The sequence below is a fragment of the Tardiphaga sp. 813_E8_N1_3 genome, from assembly GCF_051811025.1.
Lineage (GTDB): Bacteria > Pseudomonadota > Alphaproteobacteria > Rhizobiales > Xanthobacteraceae > Tardiphaga.
This window is the reverse complement of record NZ_JBPWQE010000001.1, coordinates 1,832,888-1,857,306: the sequence shown is the minus strand read 5'-3', so window position 1 is coordinate 1,857,306 and position 24,419 is coordinate 1,832,888. Positions and strand designations below refer to the sequence as shown.

27 protein-coding genes are annotated in these 24,419 nt (G+C 61.2%); 16 read left to right on the top strand and 11 right to left on the bottom strand.

Annotated elements, in window-relative coordinates; all coding sequences use genetic code 11:
• Nucleotides 1-14: 14 nt before the first annotated feature.
• From AB8A33_RS08640 to AB8A33_RS08625, 4 genes are all read left to right on the top strand, one after another.
• Nucleotides 15-1,538 (top strand): M81 family metallopeptidase, encoded by a 1,524-nt coding sequence (locus AB8A33_RS08640; RefSeq protein ID WP_439092372.1) that lies wholly within the window; start codon nt 15-17, stop codon nt 1,536-1,538.
• A gap of 12 nt (nt 1,539-1,550) precedes the next feature.
• Nucleotides 1,551-2,711 carry a M20 aminoacylase family protein gene (locus AB8A33_RS08635; protein WP_439092371.1) on the top strand — a complete coding sequence of 387 codons (1,161 nt, stop codon included), beginning with the start codon at nt 1,551-1,553 and terminating at the stop codon, nt 2,709-2,711.
• 184 nt (nt 2,712-2,895) lie between these two features.
• Nucleotides 2,896-3,786: a crotonase/enoyl-CoA hydratase family protein gene (locus tag AB8A33_RS08630; RefSeq protein WP_439092370.1), complete on the top strand. Its 891-nt coding sequence runs from the start codon at nt 2,896-2,898 to the stop codon at nt 3,784-3,786.
• An 8-nt stretch (nt 3,787-3,794) separates the two neighbouring features.
• Nucleotides 3,795-4,466: an esterase/lipase family protein gene (locus tag AB8A33_RS08625; protein WP_439092369.1), complete on the top strand. Its 672-nt coding sequence runs from the start codon at nt 3,795-3,797 to the stop codon at nt 4,464-4,466.
• Between the two features lie 4 nt (nt 4,467-4,470).
• On the opposite strand, the gene AB8A33_RS08620 is transcribed toward AB8A33_RS08625, so the two are convergent.
• From AB8A33_RS08620 to AB8A33_RS08610, 3 genes are read right to left on the bottom strand one after another with little or no spacing between them, the layout of a single operon-like run.
• Nucleotides 4,471-5,448, bottom strand: a complete 978-nt coding sequence (locus AB8A33_RS08620; RefSeq protein WP_439092368.1) for an NADPH:quinone oxidoreductase family protein — start codon at nt 5,446-5,448, stop codon at nt 4,471-4,473.
• A complete protein-coding gene (locus AB8A33_RS08615) occupies nt 5,448-6,077 on the bottom strand; it encodes a 2-hydroxychromene-2-carboxylate isomerase (RefSeq protein ID WP_439092367.1) in 630 nt (209 codons plus the stop codon). The genes AB8A33_RS08620 and AB8A33_RS08615 overlap by 1 nt, the downstream gene beginning before the upstream one ends.
• A 59-nt stretch (nt 6,078-6,136) precedes the next feature.
• Nucleotides 6,137-6,844: a glutathione S-transferase N-terminal domain-containing protein gene (locus tag AB8A33_RS08610; RefSeq protein WP_439092366.1), complete on the bottom strand. Its 708-nt coding sequence runs from the start codon at nt 6,842-6,844 to the stop codon at nt 6,137-6,139.
• A gap of 124 nt (nt 6,845-6,968) precedes the next feature.
• Between AB8A33_RS08610 and AB8A33_RS08605 the strand changes: the two genes are divergently transcribed.
• Nucleotides 6,969-7,991 (top strand): methionine synthase, encoded by a 1,023-nt coding sequence (locus tag AB8A33_RS08605; protein ID WP_439092365.1) that lies wholly within the window; start codon nt 6,969-6,971, stop codon nt 7,989-7,991.
• Nucleotides 7,992-8,104: 113 nt separating this feature from the next.
• Here AB8A33_RS08605 and AB8A33_RS08600 read toward each other — a convergent pair whose 3' ends face one another.
• From AB8A33_RS08600 to AB8A33_RS08590, 3 genes are all read right to left on the bottom strand, one after another.
• Nucleotides 8,105-8,728: a hypothetical protein gene (locus AB8A33_RS08600; RefSeq protein WP_439092364.1), complete on the bottom strand. Its 624-nt coding sequence runs from the start codon at nt 8,726-8,728 to the stop codon at nt 8,105-8,107.
• Nucleotides 8,729-8,751: 23 nt separating this feature from the next.
• On the bottom strand, nt 8,752-9,276 hold the full coding sequence (gene gpt / locus AB8A33_RS08595) for a xanthine phosphoribosyltransferase (RefSeq protein ID WP_092146877.1): 525 nt from the start codon (nt 9,274-9,276) through the stop codon (nt 8,752-8,754).
• Between the two features lie 63 nt (nt 9,277-9,339).
• Nucleotides 9,340-10,074, bottom strand: coding sequence for a competence/damage-inducible protein A (locus AB8A33_RS08590; protein ID WP_439092363.1), 735 nt, complete (start codon nt 10,072-10,074; stop codon nt 9,340-9,342).
• Between the two features lie 221 nt (nt 10,075-10,295).
• Between AB8A33_RS08590 and AB8A33_RS08585 the strand changes: the two genes are divergently transcribed.
• The 7 genes from AB8A33_RS08585 (at nt 10,296) to AB8A33_RS08555 (ending at nt 17,084) form a co-directional block, all read left to right on the top strand.
• Nucleotides 10,296-11,714 (top strand): circularly permuted type 2 ATP-grasp protein, encoded by a 1,419-nt coding sequence (locus AB8A33_RS08585; RefSeq protein ID WP_439092362.1) that lies wholly within the window; start codon nt 10,296-10,298, stop codon nt 11,712-11,714.
• 62 nt (nt 11,715-11,776) lie between these two features.
• Entirely contained in the window at nt 11,777-12,721 is a 945-nt protein-coding gene (locus AB8A33_RS08580; RefSeq protein WP_068736110.1) for an alpha-E domain-containing protein, read from the top strand.
• Between the two features lie 40 nt (nt 12,722-12,761).
• Nucleotides 12,762-13,604 carry a transglutaminase family protein gene (locus AB8A33_RS08575; protein WP_439092361.1) on the top strand — a complete coding sequence of 281 codons (843 nt, stop codon included), beginning with the start codon at nt 12,762-12,764 and terminating at the stop codon, nt 13,602-13,604.
• 78 nt (nt 13,605-13,682) lie between these two features.
• A complete protein-coding gene (locus AB8A33_RS08570; protein ID WP_439092360.1) occupies nt 13,683-14,429 on the top strand; it encodes a peptidase in 747 nt (248 codons plus the stop codon).
• On the top strand, nt 14,426-14,974 hold the full coding sequence (locus AB8A33_RS08565) for a GNAT family N-acetyltransferase (RefSeq protein ID WP_439092359.1): 549 nt from the start codon (nt 14,426-14,428) through the stop codon (nt 14,972-14,974). The genes AB8A33_RS08570 and AB8A33_RS08565 overlap by 4 nt, the downstream gene beginning before the upstream one ends.
• Nucleotides 14,975-14,996: 22 nt before the next feature.
• Nucleotides 14,997-15,755, top strand: coding sequence for an SDR family oxidoreductase (locus AB8A33_RS08560; RefSeq protein WP_439092358.1), 759 nt, complete (start codon nt 14,997-14,999; stop codon nt 15,753-15,755).
• Between the two features lie 78 nt (nt 15,756-15,833).
• Nucleotides 15,834-17,084 carry a NupC/NupG family nucleoside CNT transporter gene (locus tag AB8A33_RS08555; protein WP_439092357.1) on the top strand — a complete coding sequence of 417 codons (1,251 nt, stop codon included), beginning with the start codon at nt 15,834-15,836 and terminating at the stop codon, nt 17,082-17,084.
• A gap of 4 nt (nt 17,085-17,088) precedes the next feature.
• On the opposite strand, the gene AB8A33_RS08550 is transcribed toward AB8A33_RS08555, so the two are convergent.
• Both AB8A33_RS08550 and AB8A33_RS08545 read right to left on the bottom strand, forming a co-directional pair.
• Nucleotides 17,089-17,631, bottom strand: coding sequence for a cupin domain-containing protein (locus AB8A33_RS08550; RefSeq protein WP_439092356.1), 543 nt, complete (start codon nt 17,629-17,631; stop codon nt 17,089-17,091).
• A 107-nt stretch (nt 17,632-17,738) separates the two neighbouring features.
• Entirely contained in the window at nt 17,739-18,023 is a 285-nt protein-coding gene (locus AB8A33_RS08545; RefSeq protein WP_068736319.1) for an usg protein, read from the bottom strand.
• A gap of 419 nt (nt 18,024-18,442) precedes the next feature.
• Here AB8A33_RS08545 and AB8A33_RS08540 point away from each other — a divergent pair, with 419 nt between their 5' ends.
• The 3 genes from AB8A33_RS08540 (at nt 18,443) to AB8A33_RS08530 (ending at nt 21,583) form a co-directional block, all read left to right on the top strand.
• On the top strand, nt 18,443-18,760 hold the full coding sequence (locus tag AB8A33_RS08540) for a co-chaperone GroES (protein WP_089264960.1): 318 nt from the start codon (nt 18,443-18,445) through the stop codon (nt 18,758-18,760).
• Nucleotides 18,761-18,800: 40 nt separating this feature from the next.
• Nucleotides 18,801-20,441, top strand: coding sequence for a chaperonin GroEL (groL, locus tag AB8A33_RS08535; RefSeq protein WP_439092355.1), 1,641 nt, complete (start codon nt 18,801-18,803; stop codon nt 20,439-20,441).
• 191 nt (nt 20,442-20,632) lie between these two features.
• On the top strand, nt 20,633-21,583 hold the full coding sequence (locus AB8A33_RS08530) for a restriction endonuclease (protein ID WP_439092354.1): 951 nt from the start codon (nt 20,633-20,635) through the stop codon (nt 21,581-21,583).
• Between the two features lie 160 nt (nt 21,584-21,743).
• Here the strand turns inward: AB8A33_RS08530 and AB8A33_RS08525 are convergent, their stop codons facing one another.
• Nucleotides 21,744-22,082 carry an ArsR/SmtB family transcription factor gene (locus AB8A33_RS08525; protein WP_439092353.1) on the bottom strand — a complete coding sequence of 113 codons (339 nt, stop codon included), beginning with the start codon at nt 22,080-22,082 and terminating at the stop codon, nt 21,744-21,746.
• An 83-nt stretch (nt 22,083-22,165) separates the two neighbouring features.
• Between AB8A33_RS08525 and AB8A33_RS08520 the strand changes: the two genes are divergently transcribed.
• Nucleotides 22,166-22,918 carry an SDR family NAD(P)-dependent oxidoreductase gene (locus AB8A33_RS08520; protein ID WP_439092352.1) on the top strand — a complete coding sequence of 251 codons (753 nt, stop codon included), beginning with the start codon at nt 22,166-22,168 and terminating at the stop codon, nt 22,916-22,918.
• A 96-nt stretch (nt 22,919-23,014) separates the two neighbouring features.
• On the opposite strand, the gene AB8A33_RS08515 is transcribed toward AB8A33_RS08520, so the two are convergent.
• Together AB8A33_RS08515 and AB8A33_RS08510 are read right to left on the bottom strand one after the other, a co-directional pair.
• Entirely contained in the window at nt 23,015-23,368 is a 354-nt protein-coding gene (locus AB8A33_RS08515; RefSeq protein WP_439092351.1) for a hypothetical protein, read from the bottom strand.
• Between the two features lie 127 nt (nt 23,369-23,495).
• Nucleotides 23,496-24,323: a transglutaminase domain-containing protein gene (locus AB8A33_RS08510; protein ID WP_439092350.1), complete on the bottom strand. Its 828-nt coding sequence runs from the start codon at nt 24,321-24,323 to the stop codon at nt 23,496-23,498.
• Between the last annotated feature and the right edge of the window lie 96 nt (nt 24,324-24,419).

The following is a 24,419-nucleotide window of genomic DNA, read 5'->3' as shown; positions in this document are numbered from 1 at the left end:
ACCTTGGATTCTGAATGACCCGTATCGCTGTCGGCGGCTTTCTGCACGAGACGAACACGTTTGCGCCGACCAAGGCGACCTATGAGGCCTTTGTACATGGCGGCGGTTGGCCGTCGATGACCCATGGCGCCGACGTCCTCAAGGTGATGCGCGGCATCAATGTCGGCCTCGCCGGCTTCGTCGAGGAAGCCGAGACACGCGGCTGGGAGCTAATCCCGACCATCGCCTGCGGCGCGAGCCCTTCGGCGCATGTCACCAAGGACGCGTTCGAGCGCATCGTCGGCGAGATGATCGACGGCATCAGGGCAGCGCTGCCGCTGGATGCGGTCTATCTCGATCTGCACGGCGCCATGGTCACCGAACATCTCGACGACGGCGAAGGCGAAATCGTGCGGCGCGTGCGCGAGGTGATCGGGCCGGACATTCCGTTCGTGGTCAGCCTCGACCTGCATGGCAACATCTCGCCGGAAACAGTCGAATATACCGATGCCCTGATCGCCTATCGCACCTATCCCCATGTGGACATGGCCGACACCGGCCGCGCCTGCGCGCGCCACATGGAGCTGCTGCTGGCCGGCAACCGCTTCGCCAAGGCGTTCCGTCAATTGCCGTTCCTGATTCCGATCAGCTGGCAATGCACCAATGACGAGCCGACCAAGAGCATTTATCTGAAGCTCGCCGCGCTCGAACACGATCAGATCCCGACGCTGTCGTTCTGCCCCGGCTTTCCCGCAGCCGATTTCCCGCATTGCTGTCCGAGCGTATTCGCCTATGGCGTGACGCAGGCCGATGCCGACGCAGCAGCGGACACCATCGTCAAGCTGGTGATGGGCCACGAGAACGATTTCGACGGCAAAATCTACAAGCCGGACGAAGGCGTGCTGCATGCCATGGAGCTGGCGAAGACCCTGACCAAGCCGGTTGTCATCGCCGATACCCAGGACAATCCCGGCGCCGGCGGCGACAGCGACACCACCGGCATGCTGCGCGCGCTGGTGAAGAACAAGGCGATCAAGGCCGCCCATGGCGTGATCTACGATCCCGCCGCCGCCAAGGCCGCGCATGAGGCCGGTGAAGGCGCCACCGTGAAACTCTCGATCGGCGGCAAATCCGGCATTCCCGGCGATGCGCCTTACGAGAACACGTTCGTGGTCGAGAAACTGTCGGACGGCAAGTTCGTCGCTCCCGGCCCCTATTACGGCGGTCGCGACATGGATATGGGCCCCTCCGCCTGTCTGCGTATCGACGATGTTCGCGTCGTCATCTCCTCGCACAAGGCGCAGCTCGCCGACCAGTCGATGTATCGCTATGTTGGCATCGAGCCGACTGAGCAGAACATTCTCGTCAACAAGAGCTCGGTGCATTTCCGCGCCGACTTCGAGCCGATCGCCGGCAAGCTTTTGATCTGCGCCGCGCCCGGCGCGATGCCGGCGGATACGTCGGTACTGCCCTGGAAGCATCTGCGGCCCGGCATTCGCCTGAAGCCGAATGGCGAACCATTTACGCCCCAGACCTCATCACCTGCCCTCGTGCCGTGAACGGATAAACCCATGCCCACACTCGAACGTATCGACGCTTTCGCCGACGAACTCACCGCCATCCGCCGCGACCTGCACGCGCATCCGGAAATCGGCTTCGAGGAAGTCCGCACCTCCGGCATCGTTGCCGACAAGCTGACCTCCTGGGGCGTGGAAGTGCATCGCGGCTTAGGCGGTACCGGCGTCGTCGGCGTGTTGAAGGGCAAGGGTTCGGGCGGCAAGCGCATCGGCCTGCGCGCCGACATGGACGCGCTGCCGATGGAGGAGAACACCAACCTCGCCTGGCGCTCGACCATTCCCGGCCGCTTCCACGGCTGCGGCCATGACGGCCACACCACCATGCTGCTCGGCACCGCTCGCTATCTCGCCGAGACCCGCAATTTCGACGGCACCGTGCATTTCATCTTCCAGCCCGCCGAAGAAGGCCTTGGCGGTGCCCGCGCGATGATCAAGGACGGATTGTTCAAGCAGTTTCCCTGCGATGAAATCTATGGCCTGCACAATGCACCGGACATGAATCACGGCGAAGTCGGCATCTTCCCCGGTCCTGCAATGGCCGCCGCTGATTTCTTCGACATCACGATCCGGGGCTACGGCGCCCATGGCGCGATGCCGGAACGCTCGAAGGATCCGGTCGTGATCGCGATGTCGCTCGGTCAGGCCATGCAGTCGATCGTCAGCCGCAACGTCAATCCGTTCGAATCCGCGGTGCTGTCGATCACCCAGATCCATGCGGGCTCGGCCTATAACGTCATTCCGGATGATGCGAAGCTCTGCGGCACCGTGCGTTGCTTCTCCGAGAAGGTCCGGATGCAGATCCGCGAGCGCATGCATGCGCTTGCTGCCGGCATGGCGACGGCGTTCGATTGCGAGATCAAGGTCGACATCCGCGACGGCTTCAGCGTGCTGGTCAATCAGGAAGAACATTCCAAAGCTGTCGAAGACGTTGCACGCACCATCGTGGGCGACGCCAATGTGATCACCCGCGCGAAGCCGAAAATGGGCTCCGAAGATTTCGCCGACATGCTGCATGCCGTGCCCGGCGCCTATTTCTGGGTCGGCCAAGAAGGTTCGGTACCGGTGCACAATCCCGGCTATTATCTCGACGATAAAATCCTGCCCATCGGCGCCAGCATGTTCGCCCGCATCGTCGAAACCCGGCTGCCGGTGTAAGAAGCGGCGGCCCACGCTACCGGCATAATTCCGCAGGATGGGTTGAGCGCAGCCGTGCAAGCTGCTGCCCGACAACCCGTCATGACTGCGCACATGACAAGATGGGTTTCGCTATCGCGCAACCCATCTTAAAGTCGGCGGCGAGCAACCGCCCAACAAACAAAAAAACAGGGAAGAAATCATCATGGCCTATGAGACCATTCTCTACAGCGTCGAAGAGCAGATCCTCACCATCACGCTGAACCGCCCCGAAAAGCTCAATGCCTATAACGCAACTATGCAGGCCGAGCTGATCGACGCTTTCGACAAGGCCGATGCGGACGACAATGTGCGCGCGATCATCGTAACCGGTGCCGGACGCGGCTTTTGCGCGGGTGCCGACCTGTCGTCCGGCGCCGACACATTCGATCGCGACGCGCGGCGCGGCCCGGTGAAGCGCCTCGCGAGCGGCGATGTCGATTACAGCGATCCGATGGTGCGCGATGGCGGCGGTCAGGTGACCCTGCGCATCTTCAAATGCCTCAAGCCGGTCATCGCTGCGGTGAACGGCCCGGCCGTTGGCATCGGCGCTACCATGCAGCTCGCTATGGACATCCGCATCGCCTCGGAAGCCGCACGTTTCGGCTTCGTGTTCTCCCAGCGCGGCATCGTGCCGGAAGCCGCGTCGAGCTGGTTCCTGCCGCGCCTCGTCGGCATCTCGCAAGCGCTGGAATGGTGCTACTCCGGCCGCGTGTTCCCGGCACAGGAGGCCCTTGCCGGCCGCCTCGTCAGCAAGGTTGTGCCGCCCGAGGAATTACTGCCAACCGCACGCGCGCTGGCCAAGACCTTCATCGACAAGACCGCCCCAGTCTCCGTCGCGCTGATCCGCCAGATGATGTGGCGCATGATGGGTGCCGACGATCCGATGGAAGCCCACAAGATCGACAGCCGCGGCATCTATACGCGCGGCCGCTCCGAGGACGTCAAGGAAGGCGTCGTGGCCTTTCTCGAGAAGCGTCCGGCCGAATTCAAGAACAAGGTCAGCACGGACATGCCGAGCTATTTCCCGTGGTGGGACGAGCGCGACTACAAATAGGACCATGAATGAATCCGACGCCCTCTGATCGTCCACTCGAGGGCGTCATTTTCCTGCACGGCATCAGCCGGTCGTTCCGCTCCTTCATCAAGATGCAGCAGGCGGTCGAGGCTGCAGGCTTCGCCACGCGGAACATCGGCTATCCCAGCCGGCGCAAGACGCTGTCTGCACTGGCCGATGACATCCATCCCGCCATCGCGCCGTTTGCCGAAGCCAACGAAGGCTGCACACATTTCGTCTGCCATTCGATGGGGGGCCTGCTGGCGCGTGTCTATCTGGCGCGCCACCGCCCCTCACGTCTGGGCCGCGTGGTGATGCTGGGCACGCCGAATGGCGGCAGCGAAATCGCCGATCTGTTCAAGAACTGGATGCCCTATCGCCAGTATTTCGGCCCGGCGGGGCAACAACTCGTTACGGTGCGGGATGACGTAACTGAGGCGATGCTTCCCCCAGTTGACTATCCGGTCGGTATCATCGCCGGCGATCGTACGCTCGATCCGATCGCTTCGCGCTTGATGTTGCGTGGCCCGAATGATGGCCGTGTCACGGTCGCGCGCACGAGGCTTGACGGCATGACCGATCACCTCGTCCTCCACGCATCCCATGCGATAATGATCCGGAATCGGGAAGCAATCATGCAGACCATCGCCTTCCTGAAGGACGGCGGGTTTCGGCGCTGAGCGCTCAGCCCATGGTCAGCGCCACGCGCCCGATCGCCCTGCGCTCCGTCAGCAGCCGCATGGCAGCCGCAACATCCGCCAGCGGCAGGCGATGCGAAACATTTGGCCTGATCTTTCCTGCCTCTGCCCATGCGAGGAGCTGCGCGATGCGGGCTTCGCCGATCTTCGGATCGCGCCGCGCCGCCTCGCCGGCGCGGACGCCGAGCACGCTGGCGCCTTTGATGAGCACGAGATTGGTTTTCGCCACACCGATACCACCGGTGAAGCCGATCACCAGCAGGCGGGCGCCCCAATTGATGCAGCGCAGGCTCTGCTCAAAGATTTCGCCACCGACCGGATCGAATACCACATCGACGCCGCGCCCCTCGGTGATGCGCTTTACCGCGTCACGGAACGGTTCGGAGCCATACAACATACCATGATCCGCACCGCGCGCTTTGGCGACTGCAAGCTTCTCTTCCGAGGATGCAGCCGCGATGACCGTGGCGCCCAGCAGCTTGCCGATCTCCACCGCTGCCAACCCCACGCCACCGCCGGCGCCATGCACCAGCAGCACTTCGCCCGCCCCGATCTGGCCGCGATCGACCAGCGCGTGATGCGCGGTGCCATGCGCCGCAAGAAACGTCGCCCCCTCCGCATAGTCGAATGTCGACGGCAGCGGGGTGAGTTGTGCCGACGTCACCACGACCTCGTCGGCATAGCCGCCATGACGCAGCTTGACGATGACGCGATCCCCGACCGCGAGGCCCGGCACATCGCCGGCGACTTCGCTGACGTCGCCCGCCGCCTCCATGCCCGGCGTGAACGGCAGTTCGGGCTTGAGCTGATACTCGCCGGCCGCCATCAGGATATCCGGAAAATTGATTCCGGCGGCGCGCACGGCAACGCGGACCTGCCCGGGTTTCAGCGGCACCGATGTAAATTGTTCGAGGCGCAGGCTTTCAGGCGACCCGAGCTCACGGCAAACGATTGCTTTCGGCATCAGGCTGCGCTCTCGGCGCTTGCAGCGCCAGCCCTGCGACGCTGCAGCGCCTCACGGATCAACGGCAGGCGGTCGTTGCCGAAATACATGTCGGTCTTGTCGAGATAGATGGTCGGCGAGCCGAAGCCGCCGCGTGCCATCACCTCATCGGTGTTCACTTTGAGCTGATCCTTGATCGCCTGATCGCCGATGCCCGCGAAGAATTTCGCGGGATCGATGCCGGTGCGCGTACAGATCTCCGTGAGAACATCATCTTTCGAGATATCCTTGTCGTCGCCCCAATAGGCTTCGAACACCGCGCGCGCGAACGGTACCATGGCGTCGTTACCGAGCCAGATGCAGCCGCGCATCGCCTTAACGCTGTTCACCGGAAACACCGTCGGCGGCATGTTGATGGCCAGGCCCGCCGAGCGCGCCCAGTCACCGAGATCCTTCTTCATGTAGCGCGCCTTCGCCGGCACTGGGGTTTCGCGCGAGGCATAGACGCTGGGATTGATCGAATTGAAAATGCCGCCGACCAAAATGGGCCGCCACGAGATTTCTTCGCCGAATTCCTTCGCGAGCGGCTGGATGTTGTGGAAGGCGAGATAGGTCCAGGGGCTGGAACAGTCGAAGAAGAATTCGATCATGGGTGTTTCCTCGTTTTGTTATTATTTTCGTCGTCATGCGCGCCCCGGAATGACGAGTTCTATTGCTGCTGTGCCTGCGCATGCGCCGGCGCATCGACACCGAACATGATCTTCCGCGCCTGCTCATCCATCGGCTTCTTCTCCTGCTTGCCGACGGCAAGCCCCGCCTGCACCTGCGGCCGTGCGCGGACCAGAGCGAACCAGCGCTTCACGTTCGGGAAATCATCCAGCGTCAGGCCCTGCGCCTTATGGGTCATGATCCACGGAAAGCACGCCATATCGGCGATGGAGTAGTCGCCGGCGATGTAATCGCGACCTTCCTCGAGATGCGCATCGAGTACGCCATACAGCCGCTTGGCCTCGCGCGTATAGCGATCCATCGCATAGGAAATCTTCTCGGGGGCGTAGAGCAGGAAATGTCCGTTCTGGCCGAGCATCGGGCCGAGCCCGCCCATCTGCCACATCAGCCACTGCATGACGTCGAAACGCTTGCGCATCTCGGCCGGCATGAACCGGCCGGACTTCTCCGCAAGATAGATCAGGATTGCGCCGCTCTCGAAGATCGACACCGGCGCACCGCCATCGGCGGGCGCGTGATCGACAATGGCCGGCATCCGGCCGTTAGGGCTGAGCTTGAGGAATTCAGGCTCGTGCTGGTCGCCGCGGCCAAGCTGCATCGGAACGACGGTGTAGGGCAGCCCGCACTCCTCCAGCATGATCGAGATTTTCCAGCCGTTCGGCGTCGGTGCGTAATGCAGGTCGATCATGGTGTTCCTCGATGCGTTTTAGCCGATCCTAGCCCTCCCTTATGGGTGCGCCAATCCCATATACGGAGGGGCAGGAACGTGGCAGATAGGCCTCCGCAAAACACAATTTCCGGGGAGCGAACAAATGCTGTTTCCAACCACCATCGCCGGCTCGCTGCCGAAGCCCGAATGGCTCGCTGAGCCGAACAAGCTGTGGCCGACCTGGCGCTCCTCCGGCGACGAACTGGCGCGCGCCAAGCGCGACGCGACGCTGCTGGCGGTGAAGATGCAAGAAGATGCCGGCGTCACCATCGTCACCGAAGGCGAACAGGCGCGGCAGCATTTCGTCCACGGCTTTTTGGAGAAGGTCGACGGCATCGACTTCGCCCACAAGGTCGAGATGGGCATCCGCAAGGATCGCTACAAAGCAATGGTGCCGCAGGTGACCGCGCCGCTGCAGCTCAAGGGCCGCGTCCACGCCTTCGAGGCGCAGGCCGCCCGCGCGCACACAAAGAACAAGTTCAAGTTCACCCTGCCCGGTCCGATGACCATTATCGACACCCTGTCGGACAGCTATTATGGCGACCGCGTCAAGATGGCCTTCGCCTTCGCCGAATTGCTGAACCAGGAAGCGCTCGCGCTGCAGGCCGACGGCGTCGACATGATCCAGTTCGACGAGCCGGCCTTCAACGTCTTCATGGACGAAGCCGCCGACTGGGGCGTCAAGGCACTCGAGCGCGCCGCGCAGGGCCTCACTTGCGCTACAGCCGTTCACATTTGCTACGGCTACGGCATCAAGGCCAATACCGACTGGAAGGAAACCCTCGGCAGTGAGTGGCGGCAGTATGAGGAGATCTTCCCGGCCATCGACGCCAGCCCGATCCAGCAGGTCGCCATCGAATGCCGCAATTCGCGCGTGCCGCTGGAATTGCTGGGGCTGCTGAAGAACAAGGTCGTGCAAGCCGGCGTGATCGATGTCGCGAGCGATGAGGTCGAGACGCCGGAGGATGTGGTCGCCACCATCGAAGCCGTGATGAAGCACGTACCGAAGGACAAGATCGTGCCGACGACCAATTGCGGCATGGCCCCGATGCAGCGGGATATCGCGGAAGCGAAGCTGCGCGCACTGGGTGCGGGTGCAAAGCTGGCGAGAGAGAAGCTGGGGTAAGACGTTCCCCGCAACAAACGCCGTCATCCCCGGCCTTGTGCCGGGGCATCCACGTTTTAGCACCAAGCAAGGAAAGACGTAGATGGCCGGGACAAGCCCGGCCATGACGAGTTCTAGTTACCCGCGGCGGCACTCACATGCAGCACCGGTCGATAGCCGGCGCGAAATGCATTCAGCGTCGATGGTGGCGTCAGCAATTGCGCGTCGACGAGTTCGCCGACCGAGGTGCTATAGCCGACGAACGACCATCGCAACGCCCGCCCCTGCGCGATCAGATAGCTTTCGTCGCCCGCCTGCACCATCGCCCCATCCGGCAATGCCTCGATAGGTCCATCCACCGGATGCAATCGCTTCTTCCTGTTATCCAGCCGCTCCCGATGCAACACCGCATCGATCTCCGTCGCCCGTACACGCATGACGCCGTTGCCCTCCTCCCACGCCGCGCGGAAGCGGTTGGCGTCGTCGCGGCGGCAATAGAAGCATGGGCGGTGACCGGCGGCGAAGGACGTCGCCTCGTCGAGAAAGAACAGCTCGGTCCAGCTGCGTGTCGTCATCACATCGCGGCGACGCCCTCGGAATTCGCAGACGCAGGTGATCCATGCCGGATTCGACCAGCGCCTGTTCAGGAGCGTCTTAGTCGAAGGATCGTGAATGATGCCACGATTGCCGGTGAAGGTGCCGCGTTCCGGTGTCGCAACGATATCGCCTGTCGGCGTGACACGATTTTGCAGCGGCAATCGCGTCTCCTCGCAACGAGAGCCTAGCCTGCGCCTTCGCGCATCGGCGGCTGGAACGACAGGCCGAGATCCCACGGAAAGAAGATCCAGGTGTCCTGCGAGACTTCGGTGATGAAGGTGTCGACCAGCGGTCGCCCCATCGGCTTGGCATAGACCGTCGCAAAGTGCGCTTTGGGCAGCATGTCGCGGACGATGCGCGCCGTCTTGCCGGTGTCGACCAGGTCGTCGATGATCAGGAGGCCCTTGCCGTCGCCGCCGCCGAGTTTCAGCGCATCGGCCGAGAGCCCCTTCAGCACCTGTAACTCGCCGCGCTTGTTGTGCTCATAGCTCGCGATGCAAACCGTATCGATGACGCGCACGCCGAGCTCGCGCGCCACGATCGCTGCCGGCACGAGGCCGCCACGCGTGATGGCGATGATCGCGTGAAATGGACCTGCGCTACTCAGCCGCCAAGTCAGCGCGCGGCAATCGCGATGGAATTGATCCCAGGACACCGGGAATGCCTTGCCGGCGCGCTCCTCAGCACTCAATTCCGGATGATCGGCCATGTTCGTCTCCTCACATCGGTCGCCCTCAGGCGGCCGGACTTATGTTGATCTACTCGTTTAATTTCACTTAGGCGCGTTGAGCGTCGCCAACATCGCCTTGACGGCCTCCATTGCCGCATTGAGCTTATCCTGATCGCGCGAACGCACCACCAGATTGGTGTTCGGCTTGCCCTGTTCGTCCATGAACGGATAGCTGCCGATGATCGTATCCGGATGCGCCTTCGCGATATCGCGCAGCGGACCGCCGACGTCCCCCTCCCGCGCATTGGCCTTCACCGTATCGGATAGCATCCGCAAACCAGATTTCAGCTTTGGCGCGACGATGTCCATCATCGCCTGCATGATCGACGGCACGCCGGCCATGACGATCACATTGTCGATCTTGAAGCCGGGCGCCAAAATCGTTGCGCTCTGGATCAGGTCGGCGCCGTCAGGGATGCGTGCCATCCGCAGCCTGGCTTCGTTCAGATCGGCGCCGAAGCGCTCCTGGAAACGCGCGACCACTTCCGGATGATGGTCGATCTTGACGCCGAACGCCTTGGCCACCGCATCGGCCGTGATGTCGTCATGGGTCGGCCCAATGCCGCCAGTGGTAAAAACGTAAGTGTAGCGCTTTCGCAGCGCATCGAGCGCCGCGATGATGTCCGGCTCATCATCGGAGACGACGCGGACTTCCTTGAGATCGATGCCGATATTGGTGAGGTACTCGGCAATGAATCCGATGTTCTTGTCCTTGGTCCGACCTGACAGAATCTCGTCGCCGATCACCAGGATGCCCGCGGTCACAATCTCGGTCATTTGTCGTTCCTCACCATTCCCGGGACCATGCGCAGGCAAAGTCCTGATGTCACGGGGTTTTGCTGCCGAAACGAGCAGCGTCCAGCCGTTTTTTCAGGCAGCTTTATACGCATCTCATACGAATTGCTCTTGTTGAATGCATATCGTGCTGGCCCGCCCCTTGCTACCATCCCTTTTAGTCGTGCAATCTCCGTACGGCCTCGAAACAACAGTCAGGGTACATGGCAGTCGCGTTCGACGAAATGAACGGGCCCCAAGGCGAACTCCGCCCGGCCTATGAAGAACTCTCCCGCTGGCTCAAGGAGACGCCTCCGGACGCTTTGGAACATCGCCGCCAGGAAGCGGAGCTGCTGTTCCGCCGGATCGGCATCACCTTCGCGGTTTACGGCGACTCCGAATCCACCGAACGGCTGATCCCCTTCGACGTCATTCCGCGGATCATTTCCGGCAAGGAATGGACCCTGCTGGAAAAGGGCCTGAAACAGCGCACCCGCGCCATCAACATGTTCCTCAAGGACATCTATCACGGCCGCGACATTCTCCGCGCCGGCCTGATCCCCGATGACCTGATCTTCCAGAACCCGGTGTTCCGTCCGGAGATGAACGGCCAGGACGTCCCCCACGATGTCTATGTGCACATCGCCGGGATCGACATCGTCCGCACCAATCCCGATGAATTCTTCGTCCTCGAGGACAATGCCCGCACACCCTCCGGCGTCTCCTACATGCTGGAGAACCGCGAGATCATGATGCGGCTATTCCCCGATCTGTTCGCGCGACATCGCGTCGCGCCGGTCGAAAAATATCCCGACGAGCTATTGTCCTGCTTGCGCTCCGTGGCACCACGCAGCGCCTCGACAGAGCCGACCGTCGCGCTGATGACACCCGGCGTCTACAACTCGGCCTATTACGAGCATTCATTTCTGGCCGACAAGCTCGGCGTCGAACTGGTCGAGGGCCGCGACCTCATCGTCAAGAACGATGAAGTCTTCATGCGCACCACCGAAGGCCTCAAACGCGTCGACGTGATCTATCGCCGCGTCGATGACGATTTCCTCGACCCCCTCACCTTCCGCCCGGATTCAGCGCTCGGCGTCCCCGGCCTGATGTCGGCCTATATGGCCGGCAACGTCACGCTGGCCAACGCAGTCGGCACCGGCATCGCCGATGACAAGGCGATCTACAGCTACATGCCGGAAGTGGTGAAGTTCTATCTCGGCGAAGAGCCGATCCTGAAGAATGTGCCGACCTGGCGCTGCCGCGAACCTGGCGATCTCGCTTATGTGCTCGATCACCTCAGCGAACTCGTCGTCAAGGAAGTTCACGGCTCCGGCGGTTACGGCATGCTGATCGGCCCGGCCGCCACCAAGGCGACCATCGAGGCGTTCCGCGACAAGCTCAAACGCGAGCCGGAAGGCTTCATCGCGCAGCCGACGCTGGCGCTCTCGACCTGTCCGACCTGCACCGAGTCAGGCCTGGCACCACGCCACGTCGATCTTCGCCCCTTCGTGCTCACCGGCAGCAAGAACGTCTCCATCGTCGCAGGCGGGTTGACCCGCGTGGCGCTGAAGGAAGGCTCGCTGGTGGTGAATTCCAGCCAGGGAGGCGGCACCAAGGACACGTGGATACTGGACGAATAACTCTCGATATAGGCAACCGGACTTCGACCGACGACCCATTTTTCAAAGAGTAACATCCCCGCATGCTGTCGCGCACCGCCGAGAACCTTTACTGGCTAGCCCGCTATGTCGAACGCGCCGAATATCTCGCGCGCACGATCGAGGCGACACTGCGTGTCACCGCGCTGCCGAATACCTATATCGGCCAGACCAACGAATGGGATTCGGCGCTACTGACCGCAGGCGTCAGCGCAGCCTTCTACGAGATCTACGAAGAAGCCAACGAGACCAACGTCGTCGAATATCTCTCGTTCTCGACGGCCAATCCCTCCTCGATCCGCAACTGCATCGAGGCGGCACGGCTGAATTCGCGCTCGGTACGCACCGCGCTGACCGGCGAGATGTGGGACACGATCAACAGCGCCTGGCTGGAACTGCAATCTGCCTGGAGCGGCGGCGCCAAGACACGCGAGCAACTGGCGAACTTCCTCCGCTTCGTGCAGGAAACATCGCTGCGCTTCGACGGCTCGGCCTACCGGACCATGCTGCGCAACGACGCCTACTGGTTCTCGCGGCTCGGCCTGCATTTGGAACGCGCCGACAATACCGCGCGCATTCTCGATGTGAAATATCATCTGCTGCTGCCCGAAGACGAACATGTCGGCGGCCCGCTCGATTACTATCAGTGGACCTCGATCCTACGCTCGGTCTCCGCACTGACAGCCTATCACTGGGTCTATCGCGAGACGCTGAAGCCCTGGCTGATCGCCGACCTCCTGATCCTCAACGACACGCTGCCGCGCTCGCTGGCGAGCTGCTACGGCAATCTGGTCCGCAATCTCGACCAGATCGGCGTGTCCTATGGCCGTCAGGGCGCAGCGCAGCGGCACGCCCGCGGCGTCCGCAACCGGCTCGAACACAGCAACATGCAGGATATTTTCCAGCATGGGTTGCATGAATTCATCCAGGAATTCATTGCAGATAACAGCCGTCTGGGCGACATCATTGCCAAACAATACCTGATTTGAGCTAGCGTCCCGGCTCATCTGCAGATTCGGACACGTTGCCATGCGCCTGCGTATCGCCCATTCGACCACCTATCGCTACGAGCCACCGGCTTCGGGCGTGATCCAGATTCTGCGGATGACCCCGGGCAGCCATGACGGCCAATATGTCGCCGAGTGGCAGATCGACGTCTCCACCGATTCCCGCCTCGATCTCCATGAAGATGCATTCGGCAACGTCACCCATGTGCTGACCCATGGGCCCATCGCGGACCTCACGGTCACCGTCGAAGGCCTGATCGACACCCAGGATACCGGTGGCGTGCTGAAGGGCACCGACGAGCGCTTTCCGCCAAGCTTCTTCTTGCGCCAGACCGATCTCACCGACCTCAGCGCAGCGATGCAGTCCTTCGCCAGGGAATTGAGTCCGAGCTCGGAGACCGACGTGCTCGGTTATCTACATGCGCTGATGATGGCCATCAACGAGCACATGACCTTCGACACCGACCCAACCAGCACCGGTACGTCGGCCAGCGAAGCCTTCATCGGCAAGCGCGGCGTCTGTCAGGATTACGCGCATATCTTCATAGCCTGCGCCCGCTCGGCCGGCGTCCCCGCCCGGTTCGTCTCAGGGCACTTCTGGCGCGCCGATGGCGAGAGCAACCAGCAGGCCGGTCATGCCTGGGCCGAGGCCTATGTGCCGGATCTCGGCTGGGTCGGCTTCGACCCCGCCAATGCCATCTGCACCACCGATGCCCATGCCCGCGTTGCCATCGGCCTGGATTACCTCGGCGCAGCCCCGGTCCGCGGTACCCGCTACGGCGGCGGCACGGAAACTTTGACCGTGGCCGTCAAGGTCGATCAGGCCAATGGCCGCGGCCAGTCGCAATCGCAGAGCCAGTCCTGAACAACCGCAAACCGGTTTTCCGAGGTTGCCCGGGCGATACCCACCGCGTAAGACGCTTCCCTGATTAAGGGACCGACGATGACCTATTGCTGCGGAATTCTCGTCAAGGACGGCCTGGTGATGATCGCGGACACGCGCACCAATGCCGGGCTCGACAATATTTCAACCTTCCGCAAGCTGCACATCTTCAACCAGCCCGGCGACCGCATCATGGCGGTGGCCTCGGCCGGCAATCTGGCGATCAGCCAGTCGGTGCTCTCCACGCTAAGCGAAGGGCTGGAGAATCCAGCGACCGGCGAACTGGAAACCCTGCTGAACGCGCCGACGATGTTTCAGGCTGCGCAGCGCATCGGCCGCGCCATCCGGCACGTCAACGCCACCGAGGGCAAGGCGCTGGAGGCCGAGGATATCAATTTCGACGTCTCGTTCCTGTTCGGCGGCCAGATCAAGGGCGCCAAGATGCGGCTGTTCATGATCTACCCGGCCGGCAATTTCATCGAATGCACGGTGGATACGCCCTATCTGCAGATCGGAGAGCATAAATACGGCAAGCCGGTGCTCGACCGGGCTATGCATTACGACGTCGAATTGTATGAGGCACTCAAGACCGGCCTGATCTCGATGGACTCGACCATGCGCTCCAATATCGGCGTCGGCCTGCCGATCGATGTGCTGGTGGTGCGCACCGATGTCTGCGACGCCGATCTCAATCACCGTATCGAAGCCGGCGAGCCCTATTTCCACGACCTGCGCTCGCGCTGGTCGGCAGCACTGCGCGCGGCGCATCAAAACATTCCGCGCCCGCCCTACAAGAAAGACAATTGAGCGCGGCCACGATGACCGCAGTTCCAATGAAATGGCGCATCATGGCGGAGGCAGACCTGCCGTCCGTCCTCGCCATTGCCGATGCCGTTCATCCCGATTTTCCCGAAGATGAGGTCGTGTTCGCAAACCGGCTGGCGCTGAATCCAAGCGGTTGCGCCGTGCTCGAAGCCCAGGACGGGATCAAGGGTTACATCGTCAGCCATCCCTGGCAATTCAGGGAGCCGCCGGCACTGAACAGCCTGCTGACAATGCCCGCGGCGCCGTCGACCTTCTACATACACGATCTCGCATTGCTGCCCGAAACCCGCAGATCCGGCGCGGCGACTGTGGCCGTCGATATGATGGCGGCACACGCCAGACTGATGCAACTGCCCAACATGACGCTTGTTGCCGTCAACAATTCAGTTCATTTTTGGCAGCGGCACGATTTCACCATCCTGCGCGATTCCGAACTGGATCAGAAACTGCAAAGCTACGGTGACAACGCACGTTTCATGGTCCGAGATCTCTCAAAAAAAGACCTCACTCAAAAAGACCTCTCGTAAAAAGAAAACAGGGACGAAACAGATGACCAACAAAATCGCACTCGTGACCGGAGCGGGCACCGGCGTCGGCCGTGCCGCATCGCTCGCGCTGATGAATGCCGGTTTCACCGTCGTGCTCGCCGGTCGCCGGCTCGAACTGCTGCAAGAGACCCAGAAGCTCGGCGCGGCCAATGACGGCAAGAGCCTCCCCGTGAGCGCCGACATGGCCGACCCTGCCTCGATCGCCGCGCTATTCGCCAGGACCATGCAGGAGTTCGGCAGGCTCGACGTGCTGTTCAACAATGCCGGCATGGGCGCGCCTCCGCTGCCGTTCGAAGACCTCGGTCTCGAACAATGGCAGGCCGTGGTGAACACCAACCTCACCGCGCCGTTCCTGTGCACGCAGCACGCCTTCCGCATCATGAAGGATCAGACGCCCCGCGGCGGCCGCATCATCAATAACGGCTCGATCTCGGCGCATGCGCCGCGCCCGTTCTCCGCCGCCTACACCTCGACCAAACACGCCATCACCGGCTTGACCAAGGCCAGCAATCTCGACGGCCGCGCCTATGACATCGCCGTCGGCCAGGTCGATATCGGCAACGCTGCCACACCCATGACTGACCGCATGGTCAACGGCCCCGGCGTGCTGCAGCCCGACGGCACCTCGAAGCAGGAGCCGCGCATGGACGCCAAAGCCGTCGGCGACGCGGTCGCCTATATGGCCGGCCTGCCGCTCGACGCCAATGTGCTGACCATGACGGTCATGGCGACGAAGATGCCGTTCGTCGGACGCGGCTAAAACGTAACCCGTCTTAGCGGCATTGCGATTGCATGACATGGGGGGCCGCGGCATCATCGCCGCGGCTTCGGGGGATTTATGCTTCAGCTACAATCGGCGTTCGGCGTCATCGCGCTTTTGGGGATCGCCTGGGCGCTCGGTGAAAACCGCAGCAAGGTGTCGCCGAGACAGGCCGCGATCGGTCTCGCATTGACAATCGTCACTGCCGCAGTCCTGCTGAAGCTTCCCGTCGTTACCCGCGCCTTCAGCGGCATCAACGATGCTGTCAGTACTATCGCCGCAGCGTCGCGCGCCGGAACCTCCTTCGTGTTCGGCTATCTCGGCGGCGGCGCATTGCCGTTCGACCTCAAGAATCCCGGCGCGGATTTCGTGCTTGCGCTGCAAGCACTCCCCGTGGTGCTGGTCATCAGCGTGCTGACCAGCCTGTTATTCTACTGGCGTATCCTGCCGCCGATCGTGCGCGGCATGGCCTGGCTGCTCGAACGCACACTCGGCATCGGCGGCGCGGTCGGGCTGTCAACGGCCGCGAATATCTTTCTGGGCATGGTCGAGGCCCCGTTGTTTATTCGCCCGTACCTCGCGCAGCTCACGCGCAGCGAACTGTTTCTGGTGATGACGGGCGGCATGGCGGGGATCGCGGGCACCGTGCTTGTGCTCTACGCCACTTTCATGGCGCCGCTGATCCCCGATGCGTCGGCGCATTTCGTGATTGCTTCTGTGCTCTCGGCGCCAGCTGCGATCCTCGTCAGCCTGATCATGGTGCCTGAGACGGAGGATCGCCGCACCGGTGGATTGCTCGCCAATCCGGACGCATCGGCCACGAGCACGATAGATGCGATCGTCAAGGGCACGAGTGCAGGCATCGAACTGCTCGTCAACATCATCGCCCTGCTGCTGGTCTTCGTGGCGCTGATGTATCTCATGAACGCCATCCTCATGATGATGCCGACGATCGGAGGAACGCCGATCTCGGTCCAGCGGATGCTGGGTTACCTGATGGCACCGATATGCTGGCTGATGGGCCTGCCGTGGGACCAGGCGCTGACCGCGGGCTCGCTGATGGGCGTCAAGACGATCCTCAACGAGTTGATCGCCTATGTTCAATTGGCGAAGCTCGGTCCCGACGCGCTGGATGCGCGCTCGCGCCTCATCATGCTTTATGCGCTGTGCGGATTTGCAAATTTTGCCAGCCTCGGAATTATGATCGGAGGCCTGGGCACGATGGCCCCGGAACGTCGTAACGAAATCAACGCGCTCGGTGTGAAGTCGATCGTCTCGGGGACGCTGACGACCTGCCTGATGGGCGCGATCGTCGGCATGCTGAACTAATTCATTAGCCCTTGACCTCGACGGTCTTGAACTCCGCCGGAAGGATCACTTCGAGCAGTTCGCAATTGTCGGAGTAATCGCGGATCAGATGCCTGATGCGCGGCGGCTGGGTCCAGCATGACCCCTGACGCATGGTCATCTCGCCCTCGCCTTCCATATAGGCCTTCACCCAGCCGTTCAGCACATAGACCAGCTGAAACTCGGCATCGTGATAGTGCAGCTTGGAGACCTCTTTCGGATCGCAAGGTCCGATCAGCCGGATGACATGCGCGTGCGCCAAACCGCCGGTCGCAGCGGCGACGCCGAGATCGCGATACTTCGCGTAGGCACGCAGGCCATCGCCGAGAAATGCTTCTTCCTGATAGTGACTGATCGCAACGCGCTGCTTGCGGCGCGAGCCGGGCTTCGCGGCGACACTCTTCGCGCTCGGCTTTGCCGGCTTACTGGCAGGTGATGTCTTTGCCGCTTTCGCCACCGCCCGTGTCGCAGACTTCTTCGTCGCAGCCGTTTTCGCCGCGCTCTTTGACGTTCGCTTCAGCTTCGCCATGTCGTGTTTCCCACCCGGCGCAATGCCAAACAAGCGGCCAGCGCGTGTGGGAACCTAGCTGTAGTTCAGCACAGCGGCAATTCATCCGGCGCGTTGAGAGGCGCGGACTAGTGCAACCGGAAGACGCCATCCACGGCACGAAGCTCGGCCGGCTTGATCAGTTTGGAATGCGCGACGGTCACCGCGAATAATGGGCCATCGAGCTTCTCTTGCCAAAAATCCAGGAAATCCTTCAGCGCCGGAAACTTCGGAAACAGATCGTAGTTCTGCCAGACATATGTTTGCAGCAGCGAGGGGTGGTCGGGCATGCGATAGAGAATCTGCGCCGTCGTCAGTCCGTAGCCAAGCACCTGCTTCCTGAAATCGTCAGAAGCTGCATTTCTCGAGACCATGTTCAACCTCCATGGACAGAGCGCATTCGGCTAAGTGGATTCCGGTTTGACGTCGAACTTCGCTCTGCTCTCCTGTGACCGTGCTGACTGCAGCGAACCGGCTTCCACTTCGCCCATGACAACACGATGCATGAAATGTGACGCAAGCAACGTCTTCATCACAAGCTTAAAAGTTTAATAATGTATTGAAAGCCGAGTGTTAGCAGCCACTTACCGTGGATGCTAACGGATTCAAGAACCGGTATCGGAGGGTCTTAACCAATTCTGGCACCCGTCATATTTGAGTGCCAAAATATTTGGTACAGACCCTTGCCGGTGGGGAACGTTCGGCCTATGTCCGGACCAGCTGCGCTGGCACTTGTTGGCTCAGACTGCCAATTTAAATTTCTCAAGCATCTACAGAAACTTAGGAGGACTGCATGAAATTCCGTCCGCTTCACGATCGCGTTGTGGTCAAGCGTATCGACGCCGAAGAGAAGTCCGCTGGCGGCATCATCATTCCGGATAGCGCCAAAGAGAAGCCCTCCCAGGGCGAGATCGTCTCCGTCGGCCCGGGCGGCCGCGACGAAGCCGGCAAGCTGATCCCGATCGATCTGAAGGTCGGCGAGCGCGTGCTGTTCGGCAAGTGGTCGGGCACCGAGGTCAAGATCGACGGTCAGGACCTGCTGATCATGAAGGAAAGCGACATCATGGGCGTCCTCGAAGGTGCCGCTCCCGCCAAGAAGAAGGCCGCTTAAGCGCCTTTCCCACCCATCCTGATTTTCAAGGAAGCAAAACATGTCAGCTAAAGAAGTGAAATTCGGCGTTGATGCCCGCGACAAGATGCTGCGCGGCGTCGACATTCTCGCCAACGCCGTGAAGGTGACGCTCGGTCCGAAGGGCCGCAACGTCGTCATCGACAAGTCGTTCGGCGCGCCCCGCATCACCAAGGACGGCGTCACCGTCGCCAAGGAAATCGAGCTCGACGACAAGTTCGAGAACATGGGCGCCCAGATGGTGCGCGAAGTGGCCTCGAAGTCGGCCGACGCAGCCGGCGACGGCACCACCACGGCTACCGTGCTCGCCCAGGCGATCGTCCGTGAAGGCGCCAAGTCGGTTGCTGCCGGCATGAACCCGATGGATCTGAAGCGCGGCATCGACCTGGCTGTGGAAGCCGTGGTTGCTGACCTCGTCAAGAACTCCAAGAAGGTCACCTCGAACGACGAAATCGCCCAGGTCGGCACGATCTCGGCGAACGGCGACGCAGAAATCGGCAAGTTCCTCGCCGACGCGATGAAGAAGGTCGGCAACGAGGGCGTCATCACGGTTGAAGAAGCCAAGTCGCTCGAAACCGAACTCGACGTCGTCGAAGGCATGCAGTTCGACCGCGGCTACATCTCGCCCTACTTCGTCACCAACGCCGACAAGATGCGCGTTGAATTCGACGATGCCTACATCCTGATCAACGAGAAGAAGCTCTCCTCGCTGAACGAGATGCTGCCGCTGCTCGAAGCCGTCGTGCAGACCGGCAAGCCGCTCGTCATCGTCGCGGAAGACGTCGAAGGCGAAGCTCTCGCCACCCTCGTCGTCAACCGCCTGCGTGGCGGCCTCAAGGTCGCTGCCGTCAAGGCTCCGGGCTTCGGCGATCGCCGCAAGGCCATGCTGCAGGACATCGCGATCCTGACCGGCGGCCAGGCGATCTCGGAAGATCTCGGCATCAAGCTCGAGAACGTCACGCTCGCCATGCTCGGTCGCGCCAAGAAGGTGATGATCGACAAGGAAAACTCCACCATCGTGAACGGCGCCGGCAAGAAGGCCGACATCGAAGCACGCGTGGCGCAGATCAAGGCGCAGATCGAAGAAACCACTTCGGACTACGACCGTGAGAAGCTGCAGGAGCGTCTCGCCAAGCTGGCTGGCGGCGTTGCTGTCATCCGCGTCGGCGGCGCGACCGAAGTCGAAGTGAAGGAGCGCAAGGACCGCGTTGATGACGCGATGCATGCGACCCGCGCTGCGGTTGAAGAAGGCATCGTCCCCGGCGGCGGCGTCGCTCTGCTCCGCGCTTCGGAACAGCTGAAGAAGATCAAGACCGCGAACGACGATCAGAAGACCGGCGTCGAGATCGTCCGCAAGGCCCTGTCGGCTCCGGCTCGCCAGATCGCCATCAACGCAGGCGAAGACGGTTCGGTCATCGTCGGCAAGGTCCTCGAGACCGCGACCTACAGCTACGGCTTCGACTCGCAGACCGGCACCTACGGCGACATGCTCAAGAAGGGCATTATCGATCCGACCAAGGTTGTCCGTGCAGCGATCCAGAACGCAGCTTCAGTTGCCGGCCTCCTGATCACCACGGAAGCCATGGTTGCCGAGCTGCCCAAGAAGGGCGGCGCAGGCGGCGGCATGCCTCCGGGCGGCGGCATGGGCGGCATGGACTTCTAAGTCCAGCGCTGTTCAAGCAAACTATCAAATGCAGAACCCCGGCAGCGATGCCGGGGTTTTTGTTTGGGCGCAATTCAGATGAGCCCCGCAAAATCAAAGAAAATTCGCCAAGGTTGCTTTCTACAGAATTACTACTAATGCTATTTAGCTAAGATAGCGCGTAACGATAGATGCTACAGCGACGAGCAAAGATGTTCGGCACAGTCAGAGAAGGCATCCGGAAGTGGCTTGTCGGTGTTTTTGCGTCAGCCATCAGGCATTCGACCCGGGCTGATGACCGCGCGCTCGCCGTCCAGTGGCTCGGGCAGTCCCGCGATATTATCGCCAGTGACCTCCACTCCGTCGATAAATTTCGCAAGCTCAACGAACTCATCAACTCCCGCACCGCGATCAAGGCGGTTGCGGGCAGCGTTTCTGAAGCTGTTGCAAACTACCGAAAGTCAAACCTACCGCTATCGTTGAAGATAGCCTTGCCGGCGACGCTGGCTGCTCTTCCTCTGGTCGGTGGGCAAGGCGCGGGCATCGCGGCATTTGGTGGCGCGCTTGGCGTTCCCGTTTTACTGCTGATATTTTTGGGCGCAGCGGGCATCACCTCGATCATCGAGGCTGTTGTCACAAACCCCGAAGCCCGGCCGCACATCGCTGATATTATCGACATCATCATCAAGGATGAGCGCCTACGTCGGACAAGCGCCGAAATGAAAGCTGCCATGAAGCAGCAACCAGCGGACCCGGTTCGCTATCCAATGCCCGAAAGGGACTTGGAGCTTCGGCAAGATTTATTGGAGATGGATCCATTCAAATTCGAACAGCACACAATGAGTTTCTTTCTAAATTCAGGACTTGAAGCTTGGACGACCAAAGCAACGAATGACTTCGGCGCAGATGGCTATGCGATCCACAACGATGGTCTGATCGTCGTCCAATGCAAACGCAACGCCAGTGAAAACAAAGTCGGCAGTCCGAGCGTTCAACAGTTCAAGGGCGTGATTGAGGAACAAGGTGCCTTTCGAGGCTACATCGTTACAACTTCTACATTCACGGAAAACGCGAAACTGTCAGCGGGCATGTCCGGCAAAATTTCTTTGATCGACATGGACGCCTTGGTGGAATGGCACAACGTGGCACCGATATTTGACTAGCAGACCTAGCCCGGATGAGCAGACCCATGTTCTGGTATTGTCTCGTTGCGTCAGGCAATCTCCCGCATATCGCTTCGCTCATGCGGGCCGTGCTCTGCAAAATTTAAGGTACTAGTCACATGGAATCTCGCCATCGCACCAAGCTCTCGCTTCGCTCGTGTCAGGCAACCGCGACCGTATCTGCCCCGTCCACCGAGCACGCCAGGATCGCCATCAGCAGCCCGGGAAACCGCGCTTCGATATCGGCCGCCCGCACCGCGTTTTGATGCTCGACGCCCTTTTTGCTTGTCTGGATCAGGCCGGCCTCGCGCAGCACCCGAAAATGGTTCGACAAAGTAGACTTGGCGATGGTCGGGCATGGCGACGCCGCCGTGCAGGACAGACAGCCGCTTTCCTGCAGCAAGCCCCGGACGATCTGCAGCCGAATGGGATCAGCCAGCGCCGAGAGCACGCCGGCCAGCGTGATGTCCTTGGTCGCGGGGTGAACGAACTGAACCATAAAAAAGATATAGGCGCCCCCTTGCGTTGGTTCAATAGTTCCATATTTCCGAACTACTGAAGTATCCAAGAGGGATCACGACCATGACCAAGACATTCGAAGGCAAAGTTGCGCTGGTGACCGGCGGCTCAAAGGGCATCGGCGCTGAAATCGCCATCCAGCTCGCCGCCGGGGGCGCTGCCGTCGCCGTCAATTACGCATCGAGCAAAAAGGGCGCCGACGAGGTCGTCGCAAAGATCACCGCCAAGGGCGGCAAGGCCGTCGCCGTGCACGGCAATCTCGCCGAACCGGACGGCGCCAAATCCGTGGTGGCCGAGACGGTCAAGGCGTTCGGGCCGATCGACATTCTCGTTAACAATGCGGGCGTCTACGAATTCGCCCCTCTCGACAGCATCACGCCGGAACACTTTCACAGGCATTTCGATCTGAACGTGCTCGGGCTGCTCCTCGCCTCGCAGGAAGCGGCCAAAAACTTCAACGCCAATGGCGGCAGCATTATCAACATCTCATCGGGCGTCTCGACCATCACCCCACCGGGCTCGGCGGTCTACACCGCGACCAAGGCCTCGGTCGATGCGATCACATCGGTACTGGCGAAGGAGCTTGCGCCGCGCAAGATCCGTGTCAACGCCGTCAATCCCGGCATGATCGCGACCGAGGGCGTGGTGTCAGCCGGCTTCCATGAAGGCGACATGCGCAAGTGGATTGAATCCGCCACGCCGATGGGGCGCATCGGCAAGGTCGAGGAAATCGCCTCCGTCGTGGCCTTCCTGGCTTCCGACGCGGCATCCTACGTGACCGGCGAAACGCTGCACGTTACCGGCGGATTCAGGTAACCTACGCGTTCTGCTCAACGGGCCATCCAACATATGTCAAAGGCGGTGCAATCAGCACCGCCTTTGCTTGTTATGCGAGGCCTGATCTCGCCTGCCTCAATCATCATCCCCGCCGGTCGGCGGCATCTGCGGCATCGATGGTGCCTGCATGCGATCCGCCGCCGATGGCTTCATGCGTTCGCGTGACGGGGCTTGCCCGTGCGCCATCCGAGCCTGGTCGTTTTCCATCCGTGGATAGAACACATCGTAACAGGCGCGGCTCAATTGCGGGCCAGCGTTGCGCAGGCAGTTCTCCACGCGCCCCTCATCCGGCATCGCGGATGTACAGAGGCGAAACGCATCGGGCGTGCAGGCTTCGCGCTGTGCGTCCGTGCCACTGCCCAAAGCCGCAGCGCTGGAACCCGCGATCAACGCCACGGCAGTCGTCAGGCTTGTCAGAGTGTTTGCCATCGGTCCTGTCCTTATGAAGTTATGACAGGTGAAATTCTCGCCCGAGCGCCCGGTTCCTTGCCGGCCGTTCACATGCTGCTGAAAATGCAGGCTTTAAGCAAAGGTACGACAGAGCCGGCAAAGCAAATCAGTGGGCGGCTTGCGCGGTTTCATCAATCTCGTCGGTCCACACCTTGAAACTCACCAGCGTGTTCGGCCCAAAAGTTTGCGTGATCGGCACATCCGCCGCATCACGGCCCTGTGCGATCAACACACGGCCGATGCGCGGGATGTTGTTGCGGGCGTCAAACGTATACCAGCGGCCGCCGATATAGGCTTCGAACCAGCCGGCGAAATCGCCGTCAGCCCATGGCTTCGGCATACCGATGTCACCGAGATAGCCGGTGCAGTAGCGCGCCGGAATATTCATGCAGCGGCAGAAGGTGATGGCCAGATGCGCATAGTCCCGGCACACGCCCTTGCCCTCGTTGTAAGCGTCCCAGGCGGTCTTGGTGGCGCGTGCATGCTCGTAACCGAACTGGATATGGTTGTGCACGAAGTCGCAGATCGCCTGCACGCGCGCCCAGCCAGGCACAGTCTTCTCGAACAACTGCCAGGCGACGTCCGACAATCGATCCGTCTCGCAGTAACGGCTGCCGAGCAGATAGACGATCGTCTCGGCCGGCAGATCCTCCACTGCGTGCTGCATGGCGGACGGCACGATGATATCCGGCTTGCCGCTATCGTTGACGATGCCGTCGGCTTTGAACGTGATACGGCCCGTCGGCGCAACAATGCGGCTGCACCAGTTGCCAAAGCCATCGCGATACGGCGTGATCGGAACTGAGGGATTTATCGTGAGATAGTCCGGCACCACTACGTCGGAGGCACGCGTGAAATGCATGCCCATCACGATCATCACAGGCGTCGGCTGCGGGAAATCATAGATCATCTCGTAGCCAACACGGATCTTCATGCAAAACACCTCATCCCGGCAAAATCGTTGATTTCAAAAGCGAGACATCGCAAGCGTTGCACATTGCGCGACGATCTTGCGAGAAAAACTCAGCGC

What these genes read in the sequence shown, in the direction of transcription:
- AB8A33_RS08640 (WP_439092372.1), top strand. Translation starts at nt 15, where the DNA reads ATGACCCGTATCGCTGTCGGCGGCTTTCTGCACGAGACGAACACGTTT.
- AB8A33_RS08635 (WP_439092371.1), top strand. Translation starts at nt 1,551, where the DNA reads ATGCCCACACTCGAACGTATCGACGCTTTCGCCGACGAACTCACCGCC.
- AB8A33_RS08630 (WP_439092370.1), top strand. Translation starts at nt 2,896, where the DNA reads ATGGCCTATGAGACCATTCTCTACAGCGTCGAAGAGCAGATCCTCACC.
- AB8A33_RS08625 (WP_439092369.1), top strand. Translation starts at nt 3,795, where the DNA reads ATGAATCCGACGCCCTCTGATCGTCCACTCGAGGGCGTCATTTTCCTG.
- AB8A33_RS08620 (WP_439092368.1), bottom strand. Translation starts at nt 5,448, where the DNA reads ATGCCGAAAGCAATCGTTTGCCGTGAGCTCGGGTCGCCTGAAAGCCTG.
- AB8A33_RS08615 (WP_439092367.1), bottom strand. Translation starts at nt 6,077, where the DNA reads ATGATCGAATTCTTCTTCGACTGTTCCAGCCCCTGGACCTATCTCGCC.
- AB8A33_RS08610 (WP_439092366.1), bottom strand. Translation starts at nt 6,844, where the DNA reads ATGATCGACCTGCATTACGCACCGACGCCGAACGGCTGGAAAATCTCG.
- AB8A33_RS08605 (WP_439092365.1), top strand. Translation starts at nt 6,969, where the DNA reads ATGCTGTTTCCAACCACCATCGCCGGCTCGCTGCCGAAGCCCGAATGG.
- gpt (WP_092146877.1), bottom strand. Translation starts at nt 9,276, where the DNA reads ATGGCCGATCATCCGGAATTGAGTGCTGAGGAGCGCGCCGGCAAGGCA.
- AB8A33_RS08590 (WP_439092363.1), bottom strand. Translation starts at nt 10,074, where the DNA reads ATGACCGAGATTGTGACCGCGGGCATCCTGGTGATCGGCGACGAGATT.
- AB8A33_RS08585 (WP_439092362.1), top strand. Translation starts at nt 10,296, where the DNA reads ATGGCAGTCGCGTTCGACGAAATGAACGGGCCCCAAGGCGAACTCCGC.
- AB8A33_RS08580 (WP_068736110.1), top strand. Translation starts at nt 11,777, where the DNA reads ATGCTGTCGCGCACCGCCGAGAACCTTTACTGGCTAGCCCGCTATGTC.
- AB8A33_RS08575 (WP_439092361.1), top strand. Translation starts at nt 12,762, where the DNA reads ATGCGCCTGCGTATCGCCCATTCGACCACCTATCGCTACGAGCCACCG.
- AB8A33_RS08570 (WP_439092360.1), top strand. Translation starts at nt 13,683, where the DNA reads ATGACCTATTGCTGCGGAATTCTCGTCAAGGACGGCCTGGTGATGATC.
- AB8A33_RS08560 (WP_439092358.1), top strand. Translation starts at nt 14,997, where the DNA reads ATGACCAACAAAATCGCACTCGTGACCGGAGCGGGCACCGGCGTCGGC.
- AB8A33_RS08555 (WP_439092357.1), top strand. Translation starts at nt 15,834, where the DNA reads ATGCTTCAGCTACAATCGGCGTTCGGCGTCATCGCGCTTTTGGGGATC.
- AB8A33_RS08550 (WP_439092356.1), bottom strand. Translation starts at nt 17,631, where the DNA reads ATGGCGAAGCTGAAGCGAACGTCAAAGAGCGCGGCGAAAACGGCTGCG.
- AB8A33_RS08545 (WP_068736319.1), bottom strand. Translation starts at nt 18,023, where the DNA reads ATGGTCTCGAGAAATGCAGCTTCTGACGATTTCAGGAAGCAGGTGCTT.
- AB8A33_RS08540 (WP_089264960.1), top strand. Translation starts at nt 18,443, where the DNA reads ATGAAATTCCGTCCGCTTCACGATCGCGTTGTGGTCAAGCGTATCGAC.
- groL (WP_439092355.1), top strand. Translation starts at nt 18,801, where the DNA reads ATGTCAGCTAAAGAAGTGAAATTCGGCGTTGATGCCCGCGACAAGATG.
- AB8A33_RS08530 (WP_439092354.1), top strand. Translation starts at nt 20,633, where the DNA reads ATGTTCGGCACAGTCAGAGAAGGCATCCGGAAGTGGCTTGTCGGTGTT.
- AB8A33_RS08525 (WP_439092353.1), bottom strand. Translation starts at nt 22,082, where the DNA reads ATGGTTCAGTTCGTTCACCCCGCGACCAAGGACATCACGCTGGCCGGC.
- AB8A33_RS08520 (WP_439092352.1), top strand. Translation starts at nt 22,166, where the DNA reads ATGACCAAGACATTCGAAGGCAAAGTTGCGCTGGTGACCGGCGGCTCA.
- AB8A33_RS08515 (WP_439092351.1), bottom strand. Translation starts at nt 23,368, where the DNA reads ATGGCAAACACTCTGACAAGCCTGACGACTGCCGTGGCGTTGATCGCG.
- AB8A33_RS08510 (WP_439092350.1), bottom strand. Translation starts at nt 24,323, where the DNA reads ATGAAGATCCGTGTTGGCTACGAGATGATCTATGATTTCCCGCAGCCG.